The sequence below is a fragment of the Flagellimonas cixiensis genome (assembly GCF_042134615.1).
Classification (GTDB): domain Bacteria; phylum Bacteroidota; class Bacteroidia; order Flavobacteriales; family Flavobacteriaceae; genus Flagellimonas; species Flagellimonas cixiensis.
Window position 1 is genome coordinate 1,077,740 of record NZ_CP169639.1, and the last position, 22,297, is coordinate 1,100,036.

General features: G+C 40.7%; 23 protein-coding genes. 9 read left to right on the forward strand and 14 right to left on the reverse strand.

The genetic code is table 11. The annotated features are described in order from the left end of the window. The first annotated feature begins 85 nt into the window (after positions 1-85). Positions 86-1,822, forward strand: coding sequence for an ABC transporter ATP-binding protein (locus tag ABT310_RS04735; RefSeq protein ID WP_375325598.1), 1,737 nt, complete (start codon positions 86-88; stop codon positions 1,820-1,822). On the opposite strand, the gene ABT310_RS04740 is transcribed toward ABT310_RS04735, so the two are convergent. The 5 genes from ABT310_RS04740 to ABT310_RS04760 all read right to left on the reverse strand — a co-directional run bounded on the left by ABT310_RS04740 (position 1,819) and on the right by ABT310_RS04760 (position 5,102). Beyond that, positions 1,819-2,151, reverse strand: a complete 333-nt coding sequence (locus ABT310_RS04740; RefSeq protein WP_375325599.1) for a 2Fe-2S iron-sulfur cluster-binding protein — start codon at positions 2,149-2,151, stop codon at positions 1,819-1,821. The genes ABT310_RS04735 and ABT310_RS04740 overlap by 4 nt on opposite strands. Before the next feature lie 57 nt (positions 2,152-2,208). Beyond that, positions 2,209-2,553 carry a four helix bundle protein gene (locus tag ABT310_RS04745; protein WP_375325600.1) on the reverse strand — a complete coding sequence of 115 codons (345 nt, stop codon included), beginning with the start codon at positions 2,551-2,553 and terminating at the stop codon, positions 2,209-2,211. Positions 2,554-2,590: 37 nt separating this feature from the next. After that, positions 2,591-3,649 (reverse strand): NAD(P)/FAD-dependent oxidoreductase, encoded by a 1,059-nt coding sequence (locus ABT310_RS04750; RefSeq protein ID WP_375325601.1) that lies wholly within the window; start codon positions 3,647-3,649, stop codon positions 2,591-2,593. Between the two features lie 62 nt (positions 3,650-3,711). Further along, entirely contained in the window at positions 3,712-3,951 is a 240-nt protein-coding gene (locus ABT310_RS04755) for a NifU family protein (protein ID WP_375326147.1), read from the reverse strand. Between the two features lie 11 nt (positions 3,952-3,962). After that, positions 3,963-5,102: a P-loop NTPase gene (locus ABT310_RS04760; protein ID WP_375325602.1), complete on the reverse strand. Its 1,140-nt coding sequence runs from the start codon at positions 5,100-5,102 to the stop codon at positions 3,963-3,965. A gap of 225 nt (positions 5,103-5,327) precedes the next feature. Between ABT310_RS04760 and ABT310_RS04765 the strand changes: the two genes are divergently transcribed. Further along, positions 5,328-6,989 (forward strand): amidase, encoded by a 1,662-nt coding sequence (locus ABT310_RS04765; RefSeq protein WP_375325603.1) that lies wholly within the window; start codon positions 5,328-5,330, stop codon positions 6,987-6,989. Here the strand turns inward: ABT310_RS04765 and ABT310_RS04770 are convergent, their stop codons facing one another. Genes ABT310_RS04770 through trmB form a run of 3 tightly spaced genes read right to left on the reverse strand, consistent with a single transcriptional unit; the run spans position 6,990 to position 8,616 of the window. Then, complete coding sequence (locus ABT310_RS04770; protein WP_375325604.1) at positions 6,990-7,313, reverse strand: MGMT family protein; 324 nt, start codon at positions 7,311-7,313, stop codon at positions 6,990-6,992. A 1-nt stretch (position 7,314) separates the two neighbouring features. Further along, positions 7,315-7,944: a LysE family transporter gene (locus ABT310_RS04775; RefSeq protein WP_375325605.1), complete on the reverse strand. Its 630-nt coding sequence runs from the start codon at positions 7,942-7,944 to the stop codon at positions 7,315-7,317. A 3-nt stretch (positions 7,945-7,947) separates the two neighbouring features. After that, positions 7,948-8,616: a tRNA (guanosine(46)-N7)-methyltransferase TrmB gene (gene trmB / locus ABT310_RS04780; protein ID WP_375325606.1), complete on the reverse strand. Its 669-nt coding sequence runs from the start codon at positions 8,614-8,616 to the stop codon at positions 7,948-7,950. 86 nt (positions 8,617-8,702) lie between these two features. Between trmB and ABT310_RS04785 the strand changes: the two genes are divergently transcribed. Further along, positions 8,703-9,815, forward strand: coding sequence for a glycosyltransferase (locus tag ABT310_RS04785; protein WP_375326148.1), 1,113 nt, complete (start codon positions 8,703-8,705; stop codon positions 9,813-9,815). On the opposite strand, the gene ABT310_RS04790 is transcribed toward ABT310_RS04785, so the two are convergent. Next, complete coding sequence (locus tag ABT310_RS04790) at positions 9,719-10,795, reverse strand: sensor histidine kinase (RefSeq protein ID WP_375325607.1); 1,077 nt, start codon at positions 10,793-10,795, stop codon at positions 9,719-9,721. The two genes, ABT310_RS04785 and ABT310_RS04790, sit on opposite strands and share 97 nt — an antisense overlap. Next, positions 10,795-11,481: a response regulator transcription factor gene (locus tag ABT310_RS04795; protein ID WP_375325608.1), complete on the reverse strand. Its 687-nt coding sequence runs from the start codon at positions 11,479-11,481 to the stop codon at positions 10,795-10,797. Before ABT310_RS04795 ends, ABT310_RS04790 begins: the two co-directional genes overlap by 1 nt. 188 nt (positions 11,482-11,669) lie before the next feature. Between ABT310_RS04795 and ABT310_RS04800 the strand changes: the two genes are divergently transcribed. The 5 genes from ABT310_RS04800 (at position 11,670) to ABT310_RS04820 (ending at position 17,704) form a co-directional block, all read left to right on the forward strand. Continuing rightward, on the forward strand, positions 11,670-14,495 hold the full coding sequence (locus ABT310_RS04800; RefSeq protein ID WP_375325609.1) for a TonB-dependent receptor domain-containing protein: 2,826 nt from the start codon (positions 11,670-11,672) through the stop codon (positions 14,493-14,495). 20 nt (positions 14,496-14,515) lie between these two features. Further along, positions 14,516-15,712 carry a multidrug transporter gene (locus tag ABT310_RS04805; RefSeq protein ID WP_375325610.1) on the forward strand — a complete coding sequence of 399 codons (1,197 nt, stop codon included), beginning with the start codon at positions 14,516-14,518 and terminating at the stop codon, positions 15,710-15,712. 151 nt (positions 15,713-15,863) lie between these two features. Then, entirely contained in the window at positions 15,864-16,175 is a 312-nt protein-coding gene (locus tag ABT310_RS04810) for a T9SS type A sorting domain-containing protein (protein WP_375325611.1), read from the forward strand. 147 nt (positions 16,176-16,322) lie between these two features. Beyond that, the gene (locus ABT310_RS04815; protein WP_375325612.1) at positions 16,323-16,646 is read left to right on the forward strand and encodes a T9SS type A sorting domain-containing protein; all 324 of its coding nucleotides are present in this window, start codon (positions 16,323-16,325) and stop codon (positions 16,644-16,646) included. 71 nt (positions 16,647-16,717) lie between these two features. After that, complete coding sequence (locus ABT310_RS04820; RefSeq protein ID WP_375325613.1) at positions 16,718-17,704, forward strand: acyl transferase; 987 nt, start codon at positions 16,718-16,720, stop codon at positions 17,702-17,704. Here ABT310_RS04820 and ABT310_RS04825 read toward each other — a convergent pair. Continuing rightward, positions 17,701-18,087, reverse strand: coding sequence for a hypothetical protein (locus tag ABT310_RS04825; RefSeq protein ID WP_375325614.1), 387 nt, complete (start codon positions 18,085-18,087; stop codon positions 17,701-17,703). The genes ABT310_RS04820 and ABT310_RS04825 overlap by 4 nt on opposite strands. A gap of 52 nt (positions 18,088-18,139) precedes the next feature. Continuing rightward, positions 18,140-19,435, reverse strand: a complete 1,296-nt coding sequence (gene tyrS / locus ABT310_RS04830) for a tyrosine--tRNA ligase (RefSeq protein WP_375325615.1) — start codon at positions 19,433-19,435, stop codon at positions 18,140-18,142. An 85-nt stretch (positions 19,436-19,520) separates the two neighbouring features. Here tyrS and ABT310_RS04835 point away from each other — a divergent pair, with 85 nt between their 5' ends. After that, complete coding sequence (locus ABT310_RS04835) at positions 19,521-20,525, forward strand: NAD-dependent epimerase/dehydratase family protein (RefSeq protein WP_375325616.1); 1,005 nt, start codon at positions 19,521-19,523, stop codon at positions 20,523-20,525. Here ABT310_RS04835 and ABT310_RS04840 read toward each other — a convergent pair. Further along, positions 20,506-20,958 (reverse strand): DUF4296 domain-containing protein, encoded by a 453-nt coding sequence (locus tag ABT310_RS04840; RefSeq protein ID WP_375325617.1) that lies wholly within the window; start codon positions 20,956-20,958, stop codon positions 20,506-20,508. The genes ABT310_RS04835 and ABT310_RS04840 overlap by 20 nt on opposite strands. Positions 20,959-20,961: 3 nt before the next feature. After that, positions 20,962-22,296, reverse strand: coding sequence for a dihydroorotase (locus ABT310_RS04845; RefSeq protein WP_375325618.1), 1,335 nt, complete (start codon positions 22,294-22,296; stop codon positions 20,962-20,964). Between the last annotated feature and the right edge of the window lies 1 nt (position 22,297).

The window sequence follows — 22,297 nt, forward strand, 5'->3', positions numbered from 1 at the left end:
TAATCAAGCAGTTAAATATAGCATTTGTAATTTTTAGGCATCCTTTTAATTTGCCGTAACTTGCAACTTCTTCTGAAAAATGATCATGCCCGAAAAAAAAGTAAGCATACTTACCGCATTCAAAACCATCATTTGGCCCAAGCGTAAACTTGTGTTAATTGGTCTATTGTTGATTGCCGTTAGCAAAGCGGCCAGTTTTGTGGCACCTATTGCCTCCAAATACCTAATTGATGATGTAATTGTAAACAAGGACTTGGAAATGCTCAAGTATTTGGTGGCCGGAGTACTTTTGGCCATTTTTGTGCAATCCATCACTTCTTTTCTACTGACCAAAATTTTAAGTGTCCAAGCCCAATATTTAATTTCCGAATTAAGGGCTCAGGTCCAAAAAAAAGTGCTCGCACTACCCGTTCGCTTTTTCGACAATGCAAAATCAGGAGCTCTAGTTTCACGAATAATGTCGGATGTTGAGGGGGTTCGAAATCTTATTGGTACCGGACTGGTGCAATTGGTAGGCGGAATTATTACAGCTGTGGTTTCCTTGATTTTACTCATGGAAATCAGTGTTTTTATGACGCTATTCACCTTCATTCCCTTAACAATATTTGCCATTATCGCCTTAAAGGCCTTTAAAATTATTCGGCCCATTTTTAGAAATCGCGGTAAAATTAATGCAGAGGTAAAAGGTAGGTTGACCGAAACATTGGGTGGAATTCGCGTTATTAAGGGGTTTAATGCTGAAAAACAGGAGGAGGAGGTTTTTGAAGAGGGTGTGGAACGGCTCTATCAAAATGTAAGAAAGAGCTTGACGACTACGGCATTTATGACCAGTTCCTCTACTTTTTTATTGGGAGTGGCAACCACAAGTGTGATGGGATTTGGGGGATACAAGATAATACAAGACACCCTAACGGTAGGGGAATTTGTACAATTTACAATTCTACTCGGCCTTATGATTGCACCTATTGTTCAAATGAGCAGCGTGGGGAGTCAATTGACCGAAGCTTTGGCCGGCTTGGACCGTACGGAAGAACTGATGAATTTAGAAGAGGAATCTGATGAGGAAAATCGCACCATAATTATGGATAAAGTGGTTGGCCGTATGTCATTTTCCAAAGTGCATTTTTCGTATGAGGAAGATAAAGAAGTGCTTCACGACATTACTTTTGATGTGGAACCCGGTCAAGTCATCGCCTTGGTCGGTAGTTCTGGTTCGGGGAAATCGACCATTGCCGGATTGGCTGCAAGCTTTTTAAATCCTGATTCAGGAACCATCACTATTGACGGTCACGACCTATCCAAGGTTAATCTAAACAGTTTTAGGCAACATTTGGGTGTGGTGCTCCAAGATGATTTTTTGTTTGAAGGAACTATTCGTGAAAACATTCTTTTCCCAAGACCCAATGCCTCGGAAGAAAAACTGGTTGAAGCCGTAAAAGCTGCCTATGTGGACGAATTTACCGACCGTTTTGATAAAGGTTTGGATACCCTTATTGGGGAACGTGGGGTAAAACTTTCCGGAGGTCAACGCCAACGAATAGCCATTGCCAGAGCTATTTTGGCCGATCCTAAAATTTTGATTTTGGATGAAGCTACTTCAAGTTTGGATACAGAGTCTGAAGCACTCATTCAAAAAAGTTTGGTTGAACTTACCAAAGGTAGAACCACCTTTGTAATTGCGCATCGATTAAGTACCATTCGTAAAGCTGACCAAATCTTAGTTATTGAAAACGGCCGTATTATGGAACAAGGCACCCATGATTCCTTGATTGCTTCAGAAGGCAGGTATTTTAACTTATTTACCTACCAAGCTAGAATTTAAGCTTCTTCTGGTGCGAGTTCCACCTCAAGACCATCCAAATCTTCGGTGATATGAATTTGGCAGCCCAATCTGCTGTTGTCCTTCACAAAAAAGGCTTCGGCCAACATAGCATCTTCGTCATCCGATTTTTCAGGAAGTTCATGGTCGGATTGCACATAACATTGGCATGAAGCACACATGGCCATTCCACCACAAATACCTATGGTTCCCTCGGGAGCCAATTCGTAGGAACGGACTACTTCCATAAGGTTCATGTTCATATCGGTTGGAGCATCTACTTCGTGTGATACACCTTCCCGGTCTATAATCTTAATCTTTATATCACTCATAAAATTTCTTAGAAATAGTAATTAGGGGTTAGTAGTTAGGAATGAATACTTAAAAATCTAAAGTGATTTTATTAAACCATATAACATTCTAGACACTTCGTTAGTACTTTCAATTATTTCATCTGCCTTAACTTTCGACAACAAATTTAATCGAACGGACAAATAAATCATAGACCTTACTTCGCTGTTCGAACCAAGTGAATAGTAAAGAAATTTGGAAAAATCTGCGTTTGAACTTCTTTCAAATCCCTCCGCAATATTATTCGAAACAGAAACTGCAGCTCTTCTAATTTGGTCTCGAAAAGCAAAATCCCTGCAATCATTAAATTCATAGTAAACAATAACGGCTAATTCTTGAGCTTTTTGCCAAACAACTAATTCCTCAAATTTTTGAACTGCCATTACTAATTCCTAGCTACTATTTACTGTTTACTTGATATTAGTCGATAGCTTTTACAACAGCTTTCGGAGCTTCTTTTTTACTTCCGTCAAACCCGGTTACGCCACCAACGGTGGTATATTTCATCACATATTTTTTATCTGGAAAAATACGTTGGTAGGCACTTTGACACATCAATGTAGCCTCGTGAAAACCGCATAGGATCAATTTTAATTTTCCCGGGTAGGTATTTACATCACCTATGGCATATATTCCAGGGATATTGGTTTGATAATCGAGGGTGTTATCCACTTTAATGGCATTTTTCTCAATTTCCAAGCCCCAATCTCCAATGGGACCCAATTTAGGGGAAAGTCCAAACAATGGAATAAAATTGTCTATCTCTATATCAATTACCTCATCGGTTGTTGTATTCTTAACAGAAACTTTTTCCAAAGTATCTCCGCCCTGTAGCCCAACCACTTCTGCAGGAGTAATCAAATTGATTTTCCCTTCATTTTTGAGTTGCTGCACCTTTTCCACAGAATCTAGTGCTCCCCTAAATTCATTTCTTCGGTGTACCAATGTTACCTCAGAAGCTACATCAGCCAAGAAAATGGACCAATCCAATGCGGAATCCCCTCCACCAGCAATCAACACTTTTTTATCGCGGTACACTTCTGGCTCCTTGATCATATAGGCCACACCATTATCCTCGAATTTGGCAAGGTCTTGCAACAAGGGTTTTCTTGGTTCAAAACTACCCAGCCCTCCTGCAATGGCAACTATAGGTGCATGGTGTTTGGTGCCTTTGTTCGTGGTAACAATAAAAGTATCATCTTCCAATTTTTCGATGGTTTCTGCTCTTTCACCCAAGGTAAACCCAGGCTGAAATGGCTTGATCTGCTCCATCAAATTATCGACCAATTCACCTGCTAACACTTCGGGATATCCTGGAATATCGTAAATGGGTTTCTTGGGATATATCTCAGCGCATTGTCCACCAGGCTGTGGCAAGGCGTCTATTAAATGGCATTTTAATTGTAAAAGACCAGCTTCAAAAACAGCAAAGAGACCCGTAGGTCCCGCTCCAATTATCAGAATATCTGTTTTGATCATACAAAAAGAATTTTGGGCGCCCATAAATGGCACACCCAACTTAGAATTAAGTTTATAGGGAACTAGCTAATATTGACGACCTCCTCAATTTGTGGCGCGTATTTTTTAATGGTCATTTCCACACCACTTTTCAGTGTCATTTGGTTCACGCTGCAACCAATGCAATTGCCTTCCAAACGCACTTTCACCGAAGTGTCGTTATCTATGGAGATGAGTGTAATGTCCCCACCATCACTCTGGAGTAATGGTCTAATTTCGTCCAAGGCTTTTTCAACATTGCTCTTAATTTCTTCTGATGTCATTGTTGCCATGCTCATTTCTTTTTAACGGCGGAACAACCTGCCATTGTTGTAATCTTTATTGCTTCGGTAGGTGGAAGATCGGTATTTCTTCTTACCACTTCCTGCACTACTTGCTTTGTAATCTCTTCAAATGCTTCCTCAATCGGCGTAGCGGTCTGAAGGGCTGCGGGTCTTCCCACGTCGCCAGCTTCACGTATACTTTGCACCAATGGAACTTCTCCCAAGAAAGGAACATCTAGGTCTTCTGCCAAGTTCTTGGCGCCATGCTGACCAAAGATATAATACTTATTATCAGGTAGTTCCTCTGGTGTAAAATACGCCATATTCTCCACGATTCCCAATACAGGCACATTTATAGCTTCTTGCTGGAACATAGCCACTCCTTTTCTGGCATCTGCCAATGCAATTTCTTGAGGTGTACTTACTACTACCGCACCTGTTACCGGCATGGATTGCATAATACTCAAATGAATATCCCCTGTTCCTGGAGGCAGATCCAACAACAAAAAGTCCAATTCGCCCCAATGGGCATCAAAAATCATTTGGTTCAATGCTTTGGCAGCCATAGGCCCTCTCCATATCACAGCTTGATTGGGTTGGGTGAAGAATCCGATGGAAAGTAATTTTACCCCATAGTTTTCAATAGGCTTCATTTTGGCTTTGCCATCTACATTTACAGAAAGTGGTTTTTCGTTGGCCACGTCGAACATTATGGGCATGGACGGTCCGTAGATATCAGTATCCAACAACCCCACTTTAAAGCCCATTTTAGCTAAGGTCACCGCTAAATTGGCAGTAATGGTAGATTTACCAACCCCACCTTTTCCTGAGGCAACCGCTACAATATTTTGAATTCCTGGAATAGGGTTTCCTTTAATTTGGTTCACCTTGGGTTGTGCCGGGGCATCAACCTTTAGGTTGACTTTTATTTTCGCCTTTTCATAAACCACCCTGTGGATACACTTTAATATTTCCACCTCGGTCTTCTTTTTGGCTTGTAGACTTGGGTTTTTTATGGTCACATCCACTTCCACCTCATCGCCAAATACTTGAATATTTGTGACCGCGCCACTTTCAACTAAATTTTGGCCTTCACCGGGAGCGGATATCTTTTCCAATGCCTTAAGAATGTCTGCTTTTTTCAACTTCATGAATCCTATTTTTACATTCTGATGTTTGAACTGATTCTAAACTACAAAGATACGGCGTAGGTGTTAGATTAAGAAGTTAGGGTGTTATATTTCAAAAAAAAGCAGATGGAAAATATGAGTAATGGAATATTTACCTGTTGAATCACACAAAATAGGGTTGCCATTGTGATGGTTTTTCACAAAAAATGTAGCTTAGAAGCTTATATTTTGAAACTTTCAACCAACATGCTTAAATCAACCAAACTCCCCCAACTCATATTGTTGTGTGTATCTCTTTTATGGTATTCTTGCACCTCGAATAAAAGCACATTTACCAAAAAGGACGTTCGAAAATCAGAAAAACTGATTGGATTGGATTTTTCGAAAAAGAATGTAGACACGCTTTACCCTTACCTAAAACGAAATCGAAGCGGTTTTGATTCGTTGCGTAAGTACCCCATTGGCAATGATGTGTTTCCAGCGGTTCGTTTTGATCCCACCCCAATGGGATTCACCATGCCTGAACAAATGAATGGAACCCAATGGGAAATTCCGGATCATGTGGAAATCCCAGAGCCTTATGATCTATTGGCCTATTACACTATTCCGCAACTAGCTTCTTTGATCAAGAATCAAAAGATAACCTCCACGGAGCTTACTCAATTTTTCTTGGCCCGATTAAAAAAGTATCAACCAGCACTCCAATGCACCATTAGTATTACCGAAGAATTGGCTTTACAACAGGCCAAACGTGCAGATGAGGAAATAAAAAATGGAAAGTACCGCGGTATTTTACATGGCATTCCCTACGGAACCAAAGATTTAATGGCCGTTCCAGGTTACACCACCACTTGGGGAGCCGAACCTTATAAAGACCAAGTAATCAACGAAACTGCCACGGTAATTCAAAAATTGGAAGATGCGGGTGCCGTTTTGGTAGCCAAACTAGTATCTGGATCCTTGGCCAGAGGTGATGTTTGGTTTGGCGGAAAAACAAAAAACCCATGGGACACTACACAAGGGGCAAGTGGTTCTTCTGCCGGTTCGGGTTCGGCAACATCGGCAGGATTGGTTCCTTTTGCTTTGGGAACCGAAACTTTGGGTTCCATTACCTCGCCTAGTACAAGAAATGGTGTAACAGGCCTACGTCCGACCTACGGAAGAGTAAGCCGACATGGCGTTATGAGTTTGAGTTGGTCTATGGACAAAGTTGGACCCCTGGCAAGAAATGCGGAAGACTGTGCTATTATTTTTGAGACCATTCAAGGTAAAGACCCACAAGATTTATCTACAGCTGACCTTCCTTTCGGGGTGGATTGGAACAAGGATATTAAAAACCTAAAGGTGGCTTACTTGAAGGAGGATATTGAAAAGGACACTACCGATAGTGGTGAAAATCTTAGAAAAGCACTAAAATCACTTGAAAATCTAGGAGTCGACCCAACTGCGGTTGAAATGCCCAAAGATATTCCCTATCGTGGTTTTGACATTATCCTACGTGCCGAGGCAGGCGCCTTCTTTGATGAACTCGTACGTTCTGGTGATGTGGACAAGATGGTGGAACAAGACCAGCGTTCCAGGGCAAATTCATTGCGCCAAAGTAGGTTTATCCCGGCTGTGGAATACCTTCAGGCAAACCGTCAAAGACAGGTGTTGATTGAAAAAATGCAGGATTTGATGAAAGATTATGATGTTTTGATCTCCCCGACTTTTGGCAACGACCAATTAATGGCGACCAACCTTACCGGACATCCTGTAATTGCGATTCCAACGGGATTGGACAAGAAAAATCATCCAACGAGCATGACATTTGTAGGCAATTTATACGATGAGGCCAGTATTTTGTTATTGGCCAAAGCATTTCAGGAAGCAACTGAGTTTGATGAAATGCACCCTCCAGGGTATTGATCAAAGTTCTTTGGCGGGGTCCCAGAAATATTTTTGAAAGTCGACAATTTGATTGTCCATAACTTGGACCCTCTCGTTTTCCAACAATTGTTGCATGAGGTTGGACCCCTCAAAGTGATGCTTGCCCGTTAGCACACCCGCTCGGTTCACTACGCGGTGAGCAGGAACATCTTTATTATGGGAATTGTTCATGGCCCAACCCACCATTCGAGCACTTCGAGCGGCTCCCAAATACTTGGCAATGGCTCCATAAGACGTCACTCTACCGTAAGGAATCAATTTGGCCACTTCGTAAACCTTATCAAAAAAACTGGGCTCTTCCATCCTAGCGATACATGATTCGGATTAAGGTGATGACCAACAACAAAAGCATTAAAGCGCTCAATATGTAATTGGAGTTTTTGGCAAAACGATTGGTCTTGGTTTCCAGCTTATTAAAATAAAAGGTGTAAAGGTAAAGAACTGAAAATGTTCCTGCCCCGGCAGCAAAAACAAAGGTGGTAATATCCTTGGCCTCGAACTGAATCCAACCTGCCTCGTTCCACATGGCGTTAAGTCCACTGTAATATGGAATGGTCAACAAATTCAATGCAGCCAACAAAATCCCCTTAAAAAAAGAATTCTTTTTGCTTAGATTGACTTGCTTGATTTTCTGTTTCTTTTTCTTTTTCGCCATGAGGAAAAAATAAATGGCAAAAAATGCAAAGACGCCAACCGCAATTTTAAAAAGGATATCGATAACATCTGGATTGCGATATAAAAATTTGGAGATAAAGACAGCAATATAGGCCTGAATCATAATCATAGTCGAAACTCCAATACTAAAAATAACCCCGTTGATCTTGCCTTTTTCCACGCTGATCTTGGCCGCGTTCATATTGAGCAGACCTGGTGGAACGGTTGCCATAAAGGCCGCCGAGAATGTGGCAAAGAAAAGTATGAGAATGTGGGTCATTGGTTAATTGATCCTAAATTGGATATAGGTGATTGGTTTTCCTTTTTCAAGATACTGATTTTCATAGAAAGTCTGAATTTCAAGCACTTCGGATGGAGCCCCCTCATTTTTGTAGACATCGTGGTTTGCATAAATGATCTCGTGTCCCAATCCTTGCAATAATCCAAGGGTGTAGCCGTGCATAAACTCGCTGTCGGTCTTCAAATTTACTGTTCCGCCCTGATTAAGGATATGCTTGTACCTTTTCAAAAAATCCGGGTTGGTCATACGGTGTTTGGTCCTCTTGTACTTGATCTGTGGGTCGGGAAACGTAATCCAAATTTCCGATACTTCATTTTCTCCAAATAGATGGTCCACCAATTCGATTTGGGAACGCAAAAAAGCTACATTGGTTAAATTATCTTCCAATGCAATCTTGGCACCACGCCAAAAACGAGCGCCTTTAATATCTACCCCGATATAGTTTTTATCTGAATTTTGCTTCGCAAGTCCTACGGTGTATTCTCCTTTTCCGCAACCCAATTCCAAAACTATGGGATTGTTGTTGCCAAAAAAAGTAGACCATTTGCCTTTATGTTCAAAGCCGGCCATGACTTGTTCCCGTGTGGGCTGCACCACATTGGCAAAAGTTTCGTTTTCTTTAAATCGTTTAAGCTTGTTCTTACTTCCCACTTTTGAAATTTATGGTGCAAAAAAATTAATGATTTGGCAAAACTAAGGAAATCTTGAAGCAATTGGGATTTTGTTTTTTTACGGATATGCAAAATTCGAAACGAATTCTGGTCGCTCCCTTAAATTGGGGGCTGGGTCATGCGACAAGATGCATCCCCATCATCAAAGGTTTGCTTGTTCAGGGACACCAACCTTTTATTGCTTCCGATGGTGTTGCCCTATCCTTGTTACAAAAAGAATTTCCTGATTTACCCTCCTTTGAACTGCCTTCTTATAAAATTTCTTACGCTGAAAAGGGAAAGAATTTTAAAATGAAAATGATTTGGGATTCGCCTAAAGTGATCAAAGCGATGGCCCTTGAGAAAAAAGCGGTGAAAAAATTGGTGAAAGAGCATGGATTGAATGGCATTATTTCGGACAATCGACTTGGTGCTTATTATAAAAAAGTGCCCTGCGTTTTTATTACCCATCAATTGAATGTGCTTTCTGGGAACACCACTTGGATGAGTTCCAAGGCGCATCAAAAAATCATTAAAAAGTTTGATGCTTGTTGGGTGCCCGACGTGGAAGGGAAACCAAATTTAACAGGGAAATTAGGCCATTTAAAGAAATCGAAATTGAACATTGCCTACCTCGGTCCTTTGAGTCGATTTGAGAAAGAAGACGTACCATTGGTTTATGATTTGACGGTTCTTTTATCCGGTCCAGAGCCCCAACGCACTTTTTTAGAGGAAAAATTACTTCAAGGGTTGACTTGCTTTGAAGGTGACATTCTTTTCGTTAAAGGTAAAATTGAAGCCGAGCAAACTGTTGAAAATATTCAACTTCCCAAAGGAAACATTAAACTCTTCAACTTTATGCAATCCGAAGCATTGCAAACTGCTTTGAATCAAAGTAAAAAAGTACTGTGCCGATCCGGCTATACCACGGTAATGGACTTGGCCAAATTGGAAAAAAAGGCCTTTTTTATTCCAACGCCAGGGCAATACGAACAAGAATATTTGGGTAAAAGATTGCAGAAAAAGGGAATCGTTCCTTATTGCAATCAGGAAGATTTTACACTTGCGGAATTAGATCGAATGGATGATTTTTCTGGATTGACTCAATTTGAGACCAATTCTGATTTTTCAGGTTTGTTTACGGTTTTTTCCAATGTAAAGGAAAACTCGGAACCGACATCAATTTCACTTTCCACATAAATTTTCTCGCCATGGGCTTCGATGATGTGCTTTACAATGGAAAGACCCAATCCTGACCCACCTTCTTTTCGACTTCCACTTTGATCTACACGATAAAAACGTTCAAAAAGTCGAGGGAGATTGGCTTTGGGAATTCCAATACCATTATCGGTAACCCGAACAATTACTTTGTTCTTAATGAGATTCTCTACACTCACCTCTGTGGTTCCGTTCGTATGGCCATATTTAATGGAGTTTACCAAAAGGTTGCTGATCACCTGTTGAATTTTCTCCTTGTCGGCATGCACATAAATCGGCGATGGATATTCCATATCAAAAGTCAGCGCAATCTGTTTTTTGGCCGCTTTCATCTCCAAAAGATCAAAGGTGTTTTGGATGAGTTCGATTACATCAAAATCCTCGAATTCCACTTGCAGTTCACCAGCCTCCAACTTGGTGATCAAATCCAGGTCTTTTACAATATAAATCAACCGCTCCACTCCCTTACTTGCCCTCTCGAGATACTTTTCGCGCAACTTTTTATCCTTCATGGCACCATCGAGCAGGGTAAGAATATACCCTTGAACGGTAAACAAGGGTGTTTTTAGTTCGTGCGATACGTTGCCCAAAAAATCCTTACGGTATTCTTCTCGAATCTTTAAGGTATCTATTTCGATTTTCTTCCCTTCGGCAAATTTTTCAATTTCCTTCATAAGGGTGGTCATGTCGGTGGTAATCGGTTTGGAGGAAAAGGATGTGGACTCTAAAAGGGATACATCATCATATATTTTTTTGACCCGTCGGTAAATAAATCGCTCTACCCTTACTTGGATTACCGTAAAACAAACCACAAAGGTGACCAGTCCAAAAAGCACCGTATTTAACCAGTCTGAATGGCCTGCTATTAAATGGAACAAAATAAAAGTAGCCGTAACAATAAGGGTAATCAGTAAGGATGACCTTAGGGCAAATTTGTATGATTTCCTTAATTTAATGGCCATTAGAGTACAAACTTATAGCCTACGCCCTTAACGGTTTTAAAGTGATCGTCCCCAATTTTTTCGCGCAGTTTTCTGATGTGAACATCTATGGTTCGGCCACCAACAACGACTTCGTTGCCCCAAACTTTGTCCAAAATTACTTCGCGCTTAAATACTTTGTTTGGTTTGGAAGTTAAAAGAGAAAGTAGTTCAAACTCTTTTCTGGGCAATACCATCTCTTCTCCATTGTTCACGATCTTGTATTCTTCTCTATTGATCACAATGTTTCCGACCTTAACAATCTCCTCTACTTCCTTCTTATCATCCTTCAACCTACGCAAAAGGGCCTTTACCTTGCTCACCAATACTTTTGGTTTGATGGGCTTGGTAATATAATCATCGGCACCAGCATCAAATCCTGCAACTTGGGAATAATCTTCTCCCCTTGCGGTTAAAAAAGTAATGATCGTATTGTCCAAGCCTGGGGTATTACGAATGGCCTCACAAGCTTCTATACCATCCATTTCGGGCATCATCACATCCATTATGATCAGGTGAGGATTCTTTTTCTTTGCCTTGTTCACACCTTCAAGACCGTTTTTGGCAGTGATGACTTCGTAACCTTCGGCACTGAGATTGTACCCTATAATTTCCAGAATATCAGGTTCATCGTCAACTAATAGAATCTTTATGTCCTTGTTTTTCATGGGATGGTATTTCTGTGTTAATCGCCCAAATGTAAAGATAATACACTTACAGGATAAATGCTTAACGTTGATTTAATGTGGTAACCTTATTGTAACATATCTGAAATAAAGTCTTAACCCACCTGTAACATCGCTTTTACAACCTCCCCGTTTCTTTGCCACAAATTTTAAACCCTTCATAGCAACGTATGAAAACATATTTAATAGTGGCCATGTCTTTATTTACTTTACTGCTTTCCGCACAGGAAAACGGAAGCATTGTAGGTAAGTTAACGGACAAGGAACTAAACAACGACCCGCTTCCCTTTGCCAATGTTTTGATCAAAGGAACCTCAACGGGCACCACCTCCGACTTCGATGGTCTTTTTGAATTAGCTGATGTGGCCCCTGGAACCTATACCTTGGTTTTTAGCTTTTTGGGTTATGAGACTTTAGAATTGCCGAATGTAGTGGTAGAATCTGGTAAGGTTACCGAAATTAATACAGGTCTTGGGGCCAGTAGTGTAGGATTGGATGAAGTTGTTGTGACCACATCTGCCAGAAAAGATTCTGAAGTTGCCCTATTGTTGCAACAAAAAAATGCCTTGGTAATGCAAGAGGCCATTAGTGCCGAAGCCCTTACCTTAAAAGGTATTGACGATGCAGCTGCTGCGGTAGCACAAATTTCAGGAATTTCGAAACAACAGGGATCTAGCAATGTTTATGTTCGTGGTCTGGGCGATCGTTACCAGAACACCACCATGAACGGCCTTTCTTTGCCCTCCAATGATGTAAACAAGAAAAACATCAACCTAGATCTTTTTGGATCTAGCATTATAGAAAATGTATCGGTGAGCAAGGCATACAGCCCTACCTTTTATGGTGATTTTGCCGCAGGTAACGTAAATGTGGATTCCAAAGAGTACACTGGAGACGGTTATTTGGAAGTTGCAGTAGGTGGTGGAATCAACACCAATGCTGCCGGCGAGGATTTTTATAAGAGTGAAGGAACCAGTGATTTTGGTTTTTATAACCGTTACGACAACGACCCGTTTGCTGTGGTACTTTCCCATGGTGTGGATCCTGAAGCTTCTTGGAAACCCATCAATATTTCAGGTGCGATTGAAGGAGGATACTCTTTCAATTTTAACGATGATAAATCCAGATTGAGTTTCTTCGGAGCGGCCAGTTTCTCCAATGGTTTTGAAATTTTGGAAGGTCCCGCGAGTGACTTCACGAACGTATTAAAGGTAAATTTCCCAAATGTGTTGGAATATGCCTATAAGACCACGACCACCGCTCTTGGAAATATTACCTACAGAATCAACGATGAGAACAAGGTTAAGTTCAGCTCTTTGTTTGTGAACAGTGCTGCCGACCGTGTAGGTTATTATGGTGTAAACGGTCAAGGTACTAACCGAGATGCCATTTTAAACACCGATGAAGGTTTTTACGTGATGAACGTTCAGTTTAACCAAGACATGATCTTTGTGAACCAATTGACCGGTCAACACATTTTTGATGAAAAATTATCCTTTGACTGGGGCGTAGGTTTCAATAAAGTATTTTCCGATGAGCCCGATCGTAAGCGTATCACTTTGGAAAACTACCAATATGCCTTGGATAACGATACCAGCACCAATCCGGTTTTCTATACCAACATTCCTTTTGACAATCAAAGATTCTTTCAGAGCATAGAAGATGACGAATTGAACAGCTTTATGAACTTGGGCTACAAAGCCTCTGAAAAAGTGAAGTTCAACTTCGGATACAACGGTAGAAGAAAAGAAAGAAGATTCAACAGTATTAGATACGGTTATGACATTGTTGATAGAGCTAACACACCTGTTACCGATGTAAACGATTTCAATTCCATTTTTCATTACACAAACATCAACATTCCTGAAGGTGAAGGATTGTGGAACACTATCGTTTTGAACCCGATCAGCAACGAAATAGGAAATACCAACAGACCTGGTCTTCCTGAAAACACTTATAAAGGTAATTTAGACATCCATGCCCTTTTTGCAACTGCGGAAATTGGACTTACGGACAAGTTTAGTATTGTTCCCGGTGTTCGCGTAGAGTCCTACAGTCAAAAAGTAGAATACGATGTAATCAACATTAATCCTATAGACCCTGGTTTCCGTGAGGTTTATGAAAACATCTTTTTACCAAGTTTGAATGCCAAGTATGCCCTTACTGAAAATTCGAATTTGAGAGCAAGTTTCAGTAAAACGGCATCTTTCCCAGAATTTAAGGAAGTTGCACCATTCGTTTACGAATCCGTCACCCAACGTGTAGGTGGTAACCCTGACCTTTTAGGAGGACTCAACGGAGACAAAGCAACCTATTCAGATGTTTTCAATTACGACCTAAAATATGAATGGTTTTTGGAAAGAGGTGAGATCATTTCCCTTGCGGCTTTTGCCAAAACCATCAAAGATCCTGTAAACCGAGTTGTTGCGGCCGATGCTACAGGTACGCAAAGATATTTTAGAACCGGTGACAAAGCCGACATTTATGGCGTTGAGCTTGAATTACGTAAAAACCTGCTTTTGGATGCTGATGAAAATGCGGTGGTTTCTCTTGGAGTAAACGCTGCTTACACACATACGAAGCAAGACTTAAAAGACATCCCTGGAGGTTCTGAAAACACCTTTGGAACATCGTTCGACCGGGATTCCGATGAGTTGGAAGGAGCTTCTCCTTTCATCATCAATGCCGACTTAAACTATAGTCCAGTTTTTGGCAGCTACAAACCTAAAGCCACAGTAGCTTTCTCCTACTTCTCCGATCGTATTTTCTCGTTGGGAGCAGGTAGTTTGGGCAATATCGTGGAAAGAGCGGTTCCAACGCTGAACTTCGTTTGGCAAAACTCATTTGGAGAGCATTTTGAAGCCAATCTTTCTGCAAAAAACATTTTAAATCCTGATGTCTCTTTGGTTCGTGAAGGAACCGGAATTGGAGATGTTGTTATTAGAGAGTATAACCTTGGGGTTAACGTTGGGCTAACCCTTAAATATAAATTTTAAATTATTTTAAATCGAAACAAATGAAAAACAAGTTTTTATTTTTAGGTATAGCCGCCGCTTTGTTCATTGCTTGTGAAGCTGACGATACCTCCGATATTGTTATCAACGATAACAGTACCACAAACAATACAACTAACAATGGTGGTGGCTCTGAGGAGAACACGACTGTAAATTTGAGTGGGGTATACACTACAGACCTTACTTTGGACTCAGAAATGGATTATGTAATCACTGGTCCTGTTCTTATCGCTGATGGAGCAACTTTGACTGTTCCTGCAGGGATGACCATTAAAGCTGAACCGGTAGGTGTTAATGCATACATTGCCATTCAACAAGGTGCCAAAATCGAAGCCAACGGTACTGCTGCCAATCCTATCGTATTTACTTCAAATGCATCTTCTCCAAGTTCTGGTAACTGGGGTGGTATTGTACTTTGTGGAAGAGCACCTATCAACTCAACCGCAGACGGTTCTACCGATACTGCAACTACCGAGGTTGGTGGACTTTCTTACGGTGGAAATGTATCTGATGACGATTCAGGAAGCCTAGAGTACGTTCGTATCGAGTACGCTGGTGGAGCCATTGATGGTAACGCTGAGTTGAACGGTCTTTCTGTTTATGGTGTTGGAACTGGAACCACTATCGATTACGTAGAAGTTTACGAAGGTTCCGATGACGGTTTTGAGTTCTTCGGTGGAACTGTTGAGGCTAGCCACTTGGTGGTGGTAAACTCTGAAGATGATTCTATCGACTGGACAGAAGGATTCGTTGGTACTTTGACCGACGTTTACGTTCAGCACGGAACTAGCCACGACAAAGCTTTTGAGTGCGATGGTTACAATACGGACTTTAGCAATGAAGGTGGATACTTCTCCGCTCCTACTGTTACCAACGTAACTATAGTAGGTGTGAATGATGGAACTAGTGAAGCTATCAGATTGAGAGCAGGTACTCAAGGTATCTTCAACAACGTTCTGTTCATAGATTTTGATGAAGCTTTCGATTTGGATGGAGATACTGGTGACAACCCAACAGGTCAAGGTGTATTGGACGGTCTTTTAAGTGCCACCAATGTAACCTTTACCAATGTGACTACCAACGTAAAAAATGATACTGGATTTGTTTTTGACGAAGCTGATTTTGTATCAGGAGTTGGAAACGGTACAGGAACCGATATTGCCACTTGGGGAGCTGGTTGGACCATAGGTATCAACTAAGAAACACCTCTTAACATATGAAAAAGCCCTCGAGTTCTCGAGGGCTTTTTTTTGCATTTCATCGAAAAGTAACCCTCTATTCGTCAAACGGTTCCACATTCGCATTCCAATTTTTATATATTTGTGGCACAGCGTTTGTAACCATTAACGTATGAAGCACTTTTACCTAGTCATTCTTTTATTTGTTTGTTCCCTTGGATTTTCGCAAGAAAATGCCAAGAGCAGTGCAGATATTGACGGGTTTAAGCTCTATCCCAATCCCGTTACCCAAGGCAAAGTGTACATTGAAACTACCTTGAACTCACCAAAAAAAATATTGGTGTTCGATGTATTGGGCACTCAAGTGCTACAAACCACCATTTTGGGTAAGGAACTCAACCTTTCCGATTTGGATAAAGGCGTCTATATTCTCCGCGTTTTTGAAAAAGACAAAGTAGCTACCAGAAAACTCATTATCAAGTAGTTTATGCTTTATTTGGCTTACCTATTTTAGTCAAACCACAGGTATTGGCCATTTACCAACACTTTTAATGCTTTCACAACATTAAATAGTATACCCATAACCGATTTTCTACTTTTATATTGCACATATACCCCCAAATCAGCTTTTATGAAGAAAATCTACTTTATTTTACTTATGGCTATACCCTTATTTACTTTCGGCCAAGATCTGGTAAGTGCGAATACCATACCAGAACAAGAACTAAAGGGATTTAAAATGTATCCCAACCCCGCCTATGGGAATGAGGTGTATATTACCACTGAATCCAATGGGACGAAGCAAATCAAAATATTTGATGTTTTTGGTGAAGTAGTGCTCACCGATAGAATTTCCACCAATACTTTGGACATTTCCAGATTGGTTCCTGGCGTGTATGTGCTGCAGGTCACTGAAGAGAAAAAAACCATGACCCGAAAACTGGTCGTGAAATAACAAAACATATCCCCCTTTAAAAGCCCTTTTTATAAAAAGGGCTTTTTTATTTTGGGTACTTTTGTTTTTGAATGGAGCAGTTTAATACCCAACAGATTTTTGCTATTTCAGACGATTCTGAATTCGAAAGCGTGGCCCTAAAGGTTTTCGAATTTCAATACCAAAACAATAGCGTATATCGAAACTATGCCAACCATTTAAAAAGCACTCCGGATAAGGTTAAAGAAGTTGGCCAAATTCCTTTTTTACCCATTCAATTTTTTAAATCCCACACTATAATTTCTACCAAAAAGGAAACTGAAGTCATTTTTGAAAGCAGTGGCACCACCCAAAGCACCACAAGCAAGCATTTGGTTCCACATGTGAAAATTTATGAAGAAAGTTTTTTAAAAGGGTTCGAATTGTTTTACGGCCCTGTGGAAGACTATTGCATTTTGGCGTTACTACCGGCCTATTTGGAACGCCAAGGCTCATCGTTGGTTTACATGGTAGACGATTTGGTAAAACGTTCCAAGCATCCAAGCAGCGGCTTCTACCTCAACAATCTGCAAGAATTGCATGAAAAGCTGATGGAGTTGGAGCAAAAAGGTACCAAAACCCTATTAATCGGTGTTTCTTTTGCGCTTCTAGATTTAGCTGAAAAATTTCCGATGCCCTTAAAGCATACAACCATTATGGAAACCGGGGGCATGAAAGGTCGTCGCAAAGAATTGATTCGGGCAGAACTCCATCAAATTCTAACCGATGCTTTCAAGGTTCCAAACATCCATTCGGAATATGGTATGACGGAGCTTTTATCACAAGCTTACTCTAAGGGACATGGAGTCTTTGAAACACCTCCTTGGATGAAAATATTGACCCGTGACACCGAAGACCCTCTCACTTTATTGAATAATGGTAAAACGGGGGGGGTTAACATCATTGATTTGGCCAATGTGTATTCCTGCTCATTTATTGCAACCCAAGATTTGGGCAAAATACATCCAGATAACAACATTGAAATACTTGGACGTTTTGATAATTCGGATATTAGAGGCTGTAATTTAATGGTTTTTTAGTTCCTAGTGTAGAACAACGCAATCTCATCATCAGCGATGGCTGGGTCATCTACAAAAGTAAGCTGTAAATCATCGCCACTGATCTCATAAGAGTACTTTCTCCCATTTATGTTAAGAATTCTTCCATTATTTCCAAAAGTATAAGTCCCAGATTCGGTTATAAACGAGGTCTTTTCAGAATTTTGAACAACCACTTTTTGCTCCGAGCTATCAAAAGTCAACCGGTGGTCACTAAAATCAAAATCATCTCCAAAATAACAAAAACAGCTAGCGCTATTTAAAGTCCATTCTCCACTTAAAGCGACATCAACCACATACTCGTCATCTTTAGAACAACCACCCAGATGAAATAATACCGTAAGTAGAATAATCGGCTTTTTCATACAAAAGATTTTATTGCCCTAAGATGAAAAAAATCGACAATCGTTGCTTTGACTATGCAACAACCAACACAAAATAGTTTTTCTTGCCCCTTTGGAGCAGTACAAATTTATTGTTGATCAAATCCGATTCTGTAATCAAGTAATCCTCTTTTACTTTTTCCTTGTTCACAGAAATGGAATTTTGCTTCAATTCTCTTCTGGCTTCTCCGTTAGAGCCCAAGAAATTGGTTTTCGCTGCCAAGGCACCGATCATATCCAATCCATCCTTAAGCTCATCTTTGGAAACCGTGGCTTGTGGTACGCCTTCAAAAACGTCCAAAAAGGTCTTTTCATTCAATCCTTTAAGGTCTTCTGAAGTAGATTTTCCGAACAAAATGTTACTCGCTTTAATTGCATTGTCCAAATCTTCTTGGGAATGCACCATAACAGTGATTTCTTCCGCCAATTTCTTTTGAAGTGCACGCATATGAGGCGCTTCTTTATGGGCTGCTACCAATTCCTCTATTTCCTCTTTACTCAAAAAAGTGAAGATTTTGATATACTTCTCCGCATCCTCATCAGAAGTGTTCAACCAATATTGGTAAAATTTATAGGGCGAAGTACGTTCGGCATCCAACCAAACATTACCACCTTCCGTTTTACCAAATTTGGTGCCATCGGCCTTGGTAATCAACGGACAGGTCATCGCAAAACCTTTTCCGCCACCAATTCTTCTAATTAATTCAGTGCCCGTGGTAATATTCCCCCATTGATCACTACCTCCCATTTGAAGCGTGCAATCATGGTTTTGGTAGAGATACAAAAAATCGTACCCTTGTACCAATTGATAGGTAAACTCGGTAAAAGACATGCCCTCTTTGGCATCGGAAGAAAGTCGCTTTTTTACGGAGTCTTTGGCCATCATGTAGTTTACGGTAATGTGTTTTCCAACATCACGAATGAACTCCAAAAAGGAAAAATCCTTCATCCAATCATAATTGTTCACTAAAACCGCTGCGTTGGGTGCATTGCTTTCAAAATCCAAAAAACGGCTCAATTGCCCTTTTAAGGCCTCTTGGTTATGTCTTAGCGTTGCCTCATCCAAAAGATTACGTTCCGCCGATTTCCCAGATGGATCACCAATCATTCCCGTGGCGCCTCCAACAAGGGCAAAAGGCTTGTGGCCAGCCAGTTGAAAATGTTTCAACATCATTACACCAACAAGGTGGCCAATGTGCAATGAATCTGCCGTAGGGTCAATACCCACATAAGCAGACCTCATCTCTTCCATAAGGTGTTCTTCGGCACCGGGCATCACATCGTGTACCATTCCTCTCCACTGCAATTCTTCTACAAAATTCTTCGCCATGATTATTTTTTTGCAATAGCTGCAAATATAAAATGAAGTTGGCACTTCGCTCCATATTTCCGACACAAATAGATACTTTTACCATATGATTTTGGTTACTGGTGGTACAGGATTGATAGGTTCGCATTTGCTTTTCCATTTGGCAAAGCAAGGAAAGAAGGTCAGAAGCAATTATAGGACAAAGGATTCCATTAAAAAGGTTTCCGAAATTTTTGCCTTTTATACCGATAATACCCAATTGAAAAATCAAATTGAATGGTTGGAAGCAGATATCACCGACATTTCAAATTTAGAATGCCTTTTTGAAGGTGTTGAGCAAGTTTATCACTGTGCTGCATTGATTTCTTTTGACCCCAAGGATTATAAAAAATTGGAAAGAACCAATGTGCAGGGCACGGCAAATGTGGTGAACCTGTGCCTAAAATATGGGATAAAAAAACTTTGCTACATCAGCTCCATTGCCGCCATTGGGCCTAGTATGAATGGAAATATGGTCACCGAAGAGACCGAGTGGAACGAAAACATGGCTTCTGTTTACGGGTTGACCAAATACAATGCGGAACTTGAGGTTTGGCGTGGTTCCCAAGAAGGTCTTTCCATTGTAATCGTGAATCCTGGAGTGGTGGTTGGGCCAGGATTTTGGAAATCGGGAAGTGGTTCCTTTTTTACTTATGTTTCCAAAGAAAAGAAACATTTCATCCCAGGGGGGACAGGTTTCGTTTCCGTGAACGATGTGGTGAATGCCATGAGCTCACTAATGGATTCCGAAATACAATCGGAACGATTTATTCTCGTGAGTGAAAATAGGACCTATCTTGAATTCTTTACTAAAATTGCAAAGAAATTGGGCGTAAAAGTACCCGAGAAAAAGTTGTCTAAATTTATGCTTGAATGTTTTTGGCGGTTGGATTGGGTTCGCAGCAATATTTTTGGAAAACGAAGACGCCTTTCAAAAAACATGGCTAAAGGATTGTTGAATCAAGAGCAGTATAATGGCGATAAAATTGAATCCGCCATGCCCTTTGCATATGAAAAGTTAGATGAAGCGATTGATTTTTGTTGTGAAAAGTTTAATTCTTCTCGGGCGTAGGATTTTCTTTTTTCAATTGCATTGAATCCTTTAAAGCATTTATGGAATCTTGTCTGCGCGCACTGGCCTGCCTCATTTCCTCGTTTCTTCTTTTACCCCTGTCCTCCAAAGTATCTTTTTGAACAGATAGTCGTCGCTCTACTTCTTTATAAATGGTTTGGTATTCCAAAGGAATGGATGCGTAGTACAAATCGCTCTGTGCAAATTGGGCACTATCAATTTGGTGGTTTTTGTACAGATATTCCATAATATCGATACCTGAATTTTCAAAATTGTCTTGCGCAGCAGATTTAGTGGCATTCAAAAGGGCCAAATCATGTAAAATTTTGATCATATCCTCTTTGGCAATCAAATTCTCGGGCTTTTTTACCACTTCTTCGGCACAAGCAACAAACAATAAGGTCCCTAAAAATGCAACTACTAGTTTCTTCATCACCTATCGATTAAACGTAAGCCTTTTGGCTCTTTTTTCTTTAGCGAAACTTCCATTTTCATAAGCCAAAAGCCCATTGATAAAAGTTCTGGCCACGCTTGCATCAAAAGTAACACCTTCAAAAGGAGACCATCCGCATTTATAGAAAATATTATCTTTTTTAACCTGATTTTTTGAGTTTTGGTTCACTTGCACCAAATCGGCATAATAGCCTTCCCGGATAAATCCACGACGGTCAATATCAAAAAGTTTGGCAGGATTGTGGCACATTTTCTCCACCATTTTTTCCAAACTGACCATTCCTTCCTTCTCTTTTTGAAGCATCGCTAAAAGAGCATGTTGTACCAATGGTCCGCCAGACGGAGCCTTTGTATACGGGTTGTCCTTTTCTTCGAGAGTGTGCGGAGCATGATCCGTGGCCACAACATCGATGCGATCGTCCAATAAGGCTTCCCACAGTTTTTCACGGTCGGTTTTGGTTTTTACTGCTGGATTCCATTTGATCAAGGTGCCTTTTTCGGCATAATCTTCATCCGAAAACCAAAGGTGGTGAATGCAGACCTCAGCCGTGATTTTCTTTTCCTCCAGTGGTATGGCATTGGTGAACAAATCGGTTTCTATTCCGGTGGATACATGAAAAACGTGCAATCGCGCCCCTGTTTTCTTTGCCAAGGCAATGGCTTTTGATGAAGACAGGTAACAGGCTTCGGCACTTCGAATGATGGGATGCATTTCAATGGGAATATTGTCCCCATACATTTCTTGGTACTTGGCCATGTTGGCTCTAATGGTTCCCTCATCTTCACAATGGGCCGAAATCACCATTTCGGTATTGCTGAATATTTTTTCCAGCACCGCTTCGTTATCCACCAGCATATTTCCCGTAGAAGACCCTAAGAACAATTTTACCCCTGAACAGGCATTTTTATCCAATTTTTTCAGCTCTTCCAAATTATCGTTGGTACCTCCAAACAAAAAACTGTAGTTCGCAGAGGAATCCTTGGCCGCCATGGCAAATTTTTCTTCCAGTTTTTCAATAGTGGTTGTCTGAGGATTGGTATTGGGCTGCTCCATAAAGGTGGTAATCCCACCCGCAAGGGCAGCTCTGCTTTCGGTGGCAATGGTACCTTTATGTGTTAGGCCCGGCTCCCTAAAATGTACTTGGTCATCAATAACACCAGGTAACAAAAGGTCTCCATTGAGGTCTATGACCTTGGCAGTGGCATCGGAAATATCTCCATCAATTCTGGCAATTACTTCATCCTCCAACAAAATATCGGATTCAAAAATGCGGTTCTCATTGACAACCTTGGCATTCTTCAACAGAATTTTTGACATA

Excerpts from the sequence above, each read along its gene's own strand:
- ABT310_RS04735 (WP_375325598.1), top strand. The coding sequence starts at position 86 with ATGCCCGAAAAAAAAGTAAGCATACTTACCGCATTCAAAACCATCATT.
- ABT310_RS04740 (WP_375325599.1), bottom strand. The coding sequence starts at position 2,151 with ATGAGTGATATAAAGATTAAGATTATAGACCGGGAAGGTGTATCACAC.
- ABT310_RS04745 (WP_375325600.1), bottom strand. The coding sequence starts at position 2,553 with ATGGCAGTTCAAAAATTTGAGGAATTAGTTGTTTGGCAAAAAGCTCAA.
- ABT310_RS04750 (WP_375325601.1), bottom strand. The coding sequence starts at position 3,649 with ATGATCAAAACAGATATTCTGATAATTGGAGCGGGACCTACGGGTCTC.
- ABT310_RS04755 (WP_375326147.1), bottom strand. The coding sequence starts at position 3,951 with ATGACATCAGAAGAAATTAAGAGCAATGTTGAAAAAGCCTTGGACGAA.
- ABT310_RS04760 (WP_375325602.1), bottom strand. The coding sequence starts at position 5,102 with ATGAAGTTGAAAAAAGCAGACATTCTTAAGGCATTGGAAAAGATATCC.
- ABT310_RS04765 (WP_375325603.1), top strand. The coding sequence starts at position 5,328 with ATGCTTAAATCAACCAAACTCCCCCAACTCATATTGTTGTGTGTATCT.
- ABT310_RS04770 (WP_375325604.1), bottom strand. The coding sequence starts at position 7,313 with ATGGAAGAGCCCAGTTTTTTTGATAAGGTTTACGAAGTGGCCAAATTG.
- ABT310_RS04775 (WP_375325605.1), bottom strand. The coding sequence starts at position 7,944 with ATGACCCACATTCTCATACTTTTCTTTGCCACATTCTCGGCGGCCTTT.
- ABT310_RS04785 (WP_375326148.1), top strand. The coding sequence starts at position 8,703 with ATGCAAAATTCGAAACGAATTCTGGTCGCTCCCTTAAATTGGGGGCTG.
- ABT310_RS04790 (WP_375325607.1), bottom strand. The coding sequence starts at position 10,795 with ATGGCCATTAAATTAAGGAAATCATACAAATTTGCCCTAAGGTCATCC.
- ABT310_RS04795 (WP_375325608.1), bottom strand. The coding sequence starts at position 11,481 with ATGAAAAACAAGGACATAAAGATTCTATTAGTTGACGATGAACCTGAT.
- ABT310_RS04800 (WP_375325609.1), top strand. The coding sequence starts at position 11,670 with ATGAAAACATATTTAATAGTGGCCATGTCTTTATTTACTTTACTGCTT.
- ABT310_RS04805 (WP_375325610.1), top strand. The coding sequence starts at position 14,516 with ATGAAAAACAAGTTTTTATTTTTAGGTATAGCCGCCGCTTTGTTCATT.
- ABT310_RS04810 (WP_375325611.1), top strand. The coding sequence starts at position 15,864 with ATGAAGCACTTTTACCTAGTCATTCTTTTATTTGTTTGTTCCCTTGGA.
- ABT310_RS04815 (WP_375325612.1), top strand. The coding sequence starts at position 16,323 with ATGAAGAAAATCTACTTTATTTTACTTATGGCTATACCCTTATTTACT.
- ABT310_RS04820 (WP_375325613.1), top strand. The coding sequence starts at position 16,718 with ATGGAGCAGTTTAATACCCAACAGATTTTTGCTATTTCAGACGATTCT.
- ABT310_RS04825 (WP_375325614.1), bottom strand. The coding sequence starts at position 18,087 with ATGAAAAAGCCGATTATTCTACTTACGGTATTATTTCATCTGGGTGGT.
- tyrS (WP_375325615.1), bottom strand. The coding sequence starts at position 19,435 with ATGGCGAAGAATTTTGTAGAAGAATTGCAGTGGAGAGGAATGGTACAC.
- ABT310_RS04835 (WP_375325616.1), top strand. The coding sequence starts at position 19,521 with ATGATTTTGGTTACTGGTGGTACAGGATTGATAGGTTCGCATTTGCTT.
- ABT310_RS04840 (WP_375325617.1), bottom strand. The coding sequence starts at position 20,958 with ATGAAGAAACTAGTAGTTGCATTTTTAGGGACCTTATTGTTTGTTGCT.
- ABT310_RS04845 (WP_375325618.1), bottom strand. The coding sequence starts at position 22,296 with ATGTCAAAAATTCTGTTGAAGAATGCCAAGGTTGTCAATGAGAACCGC.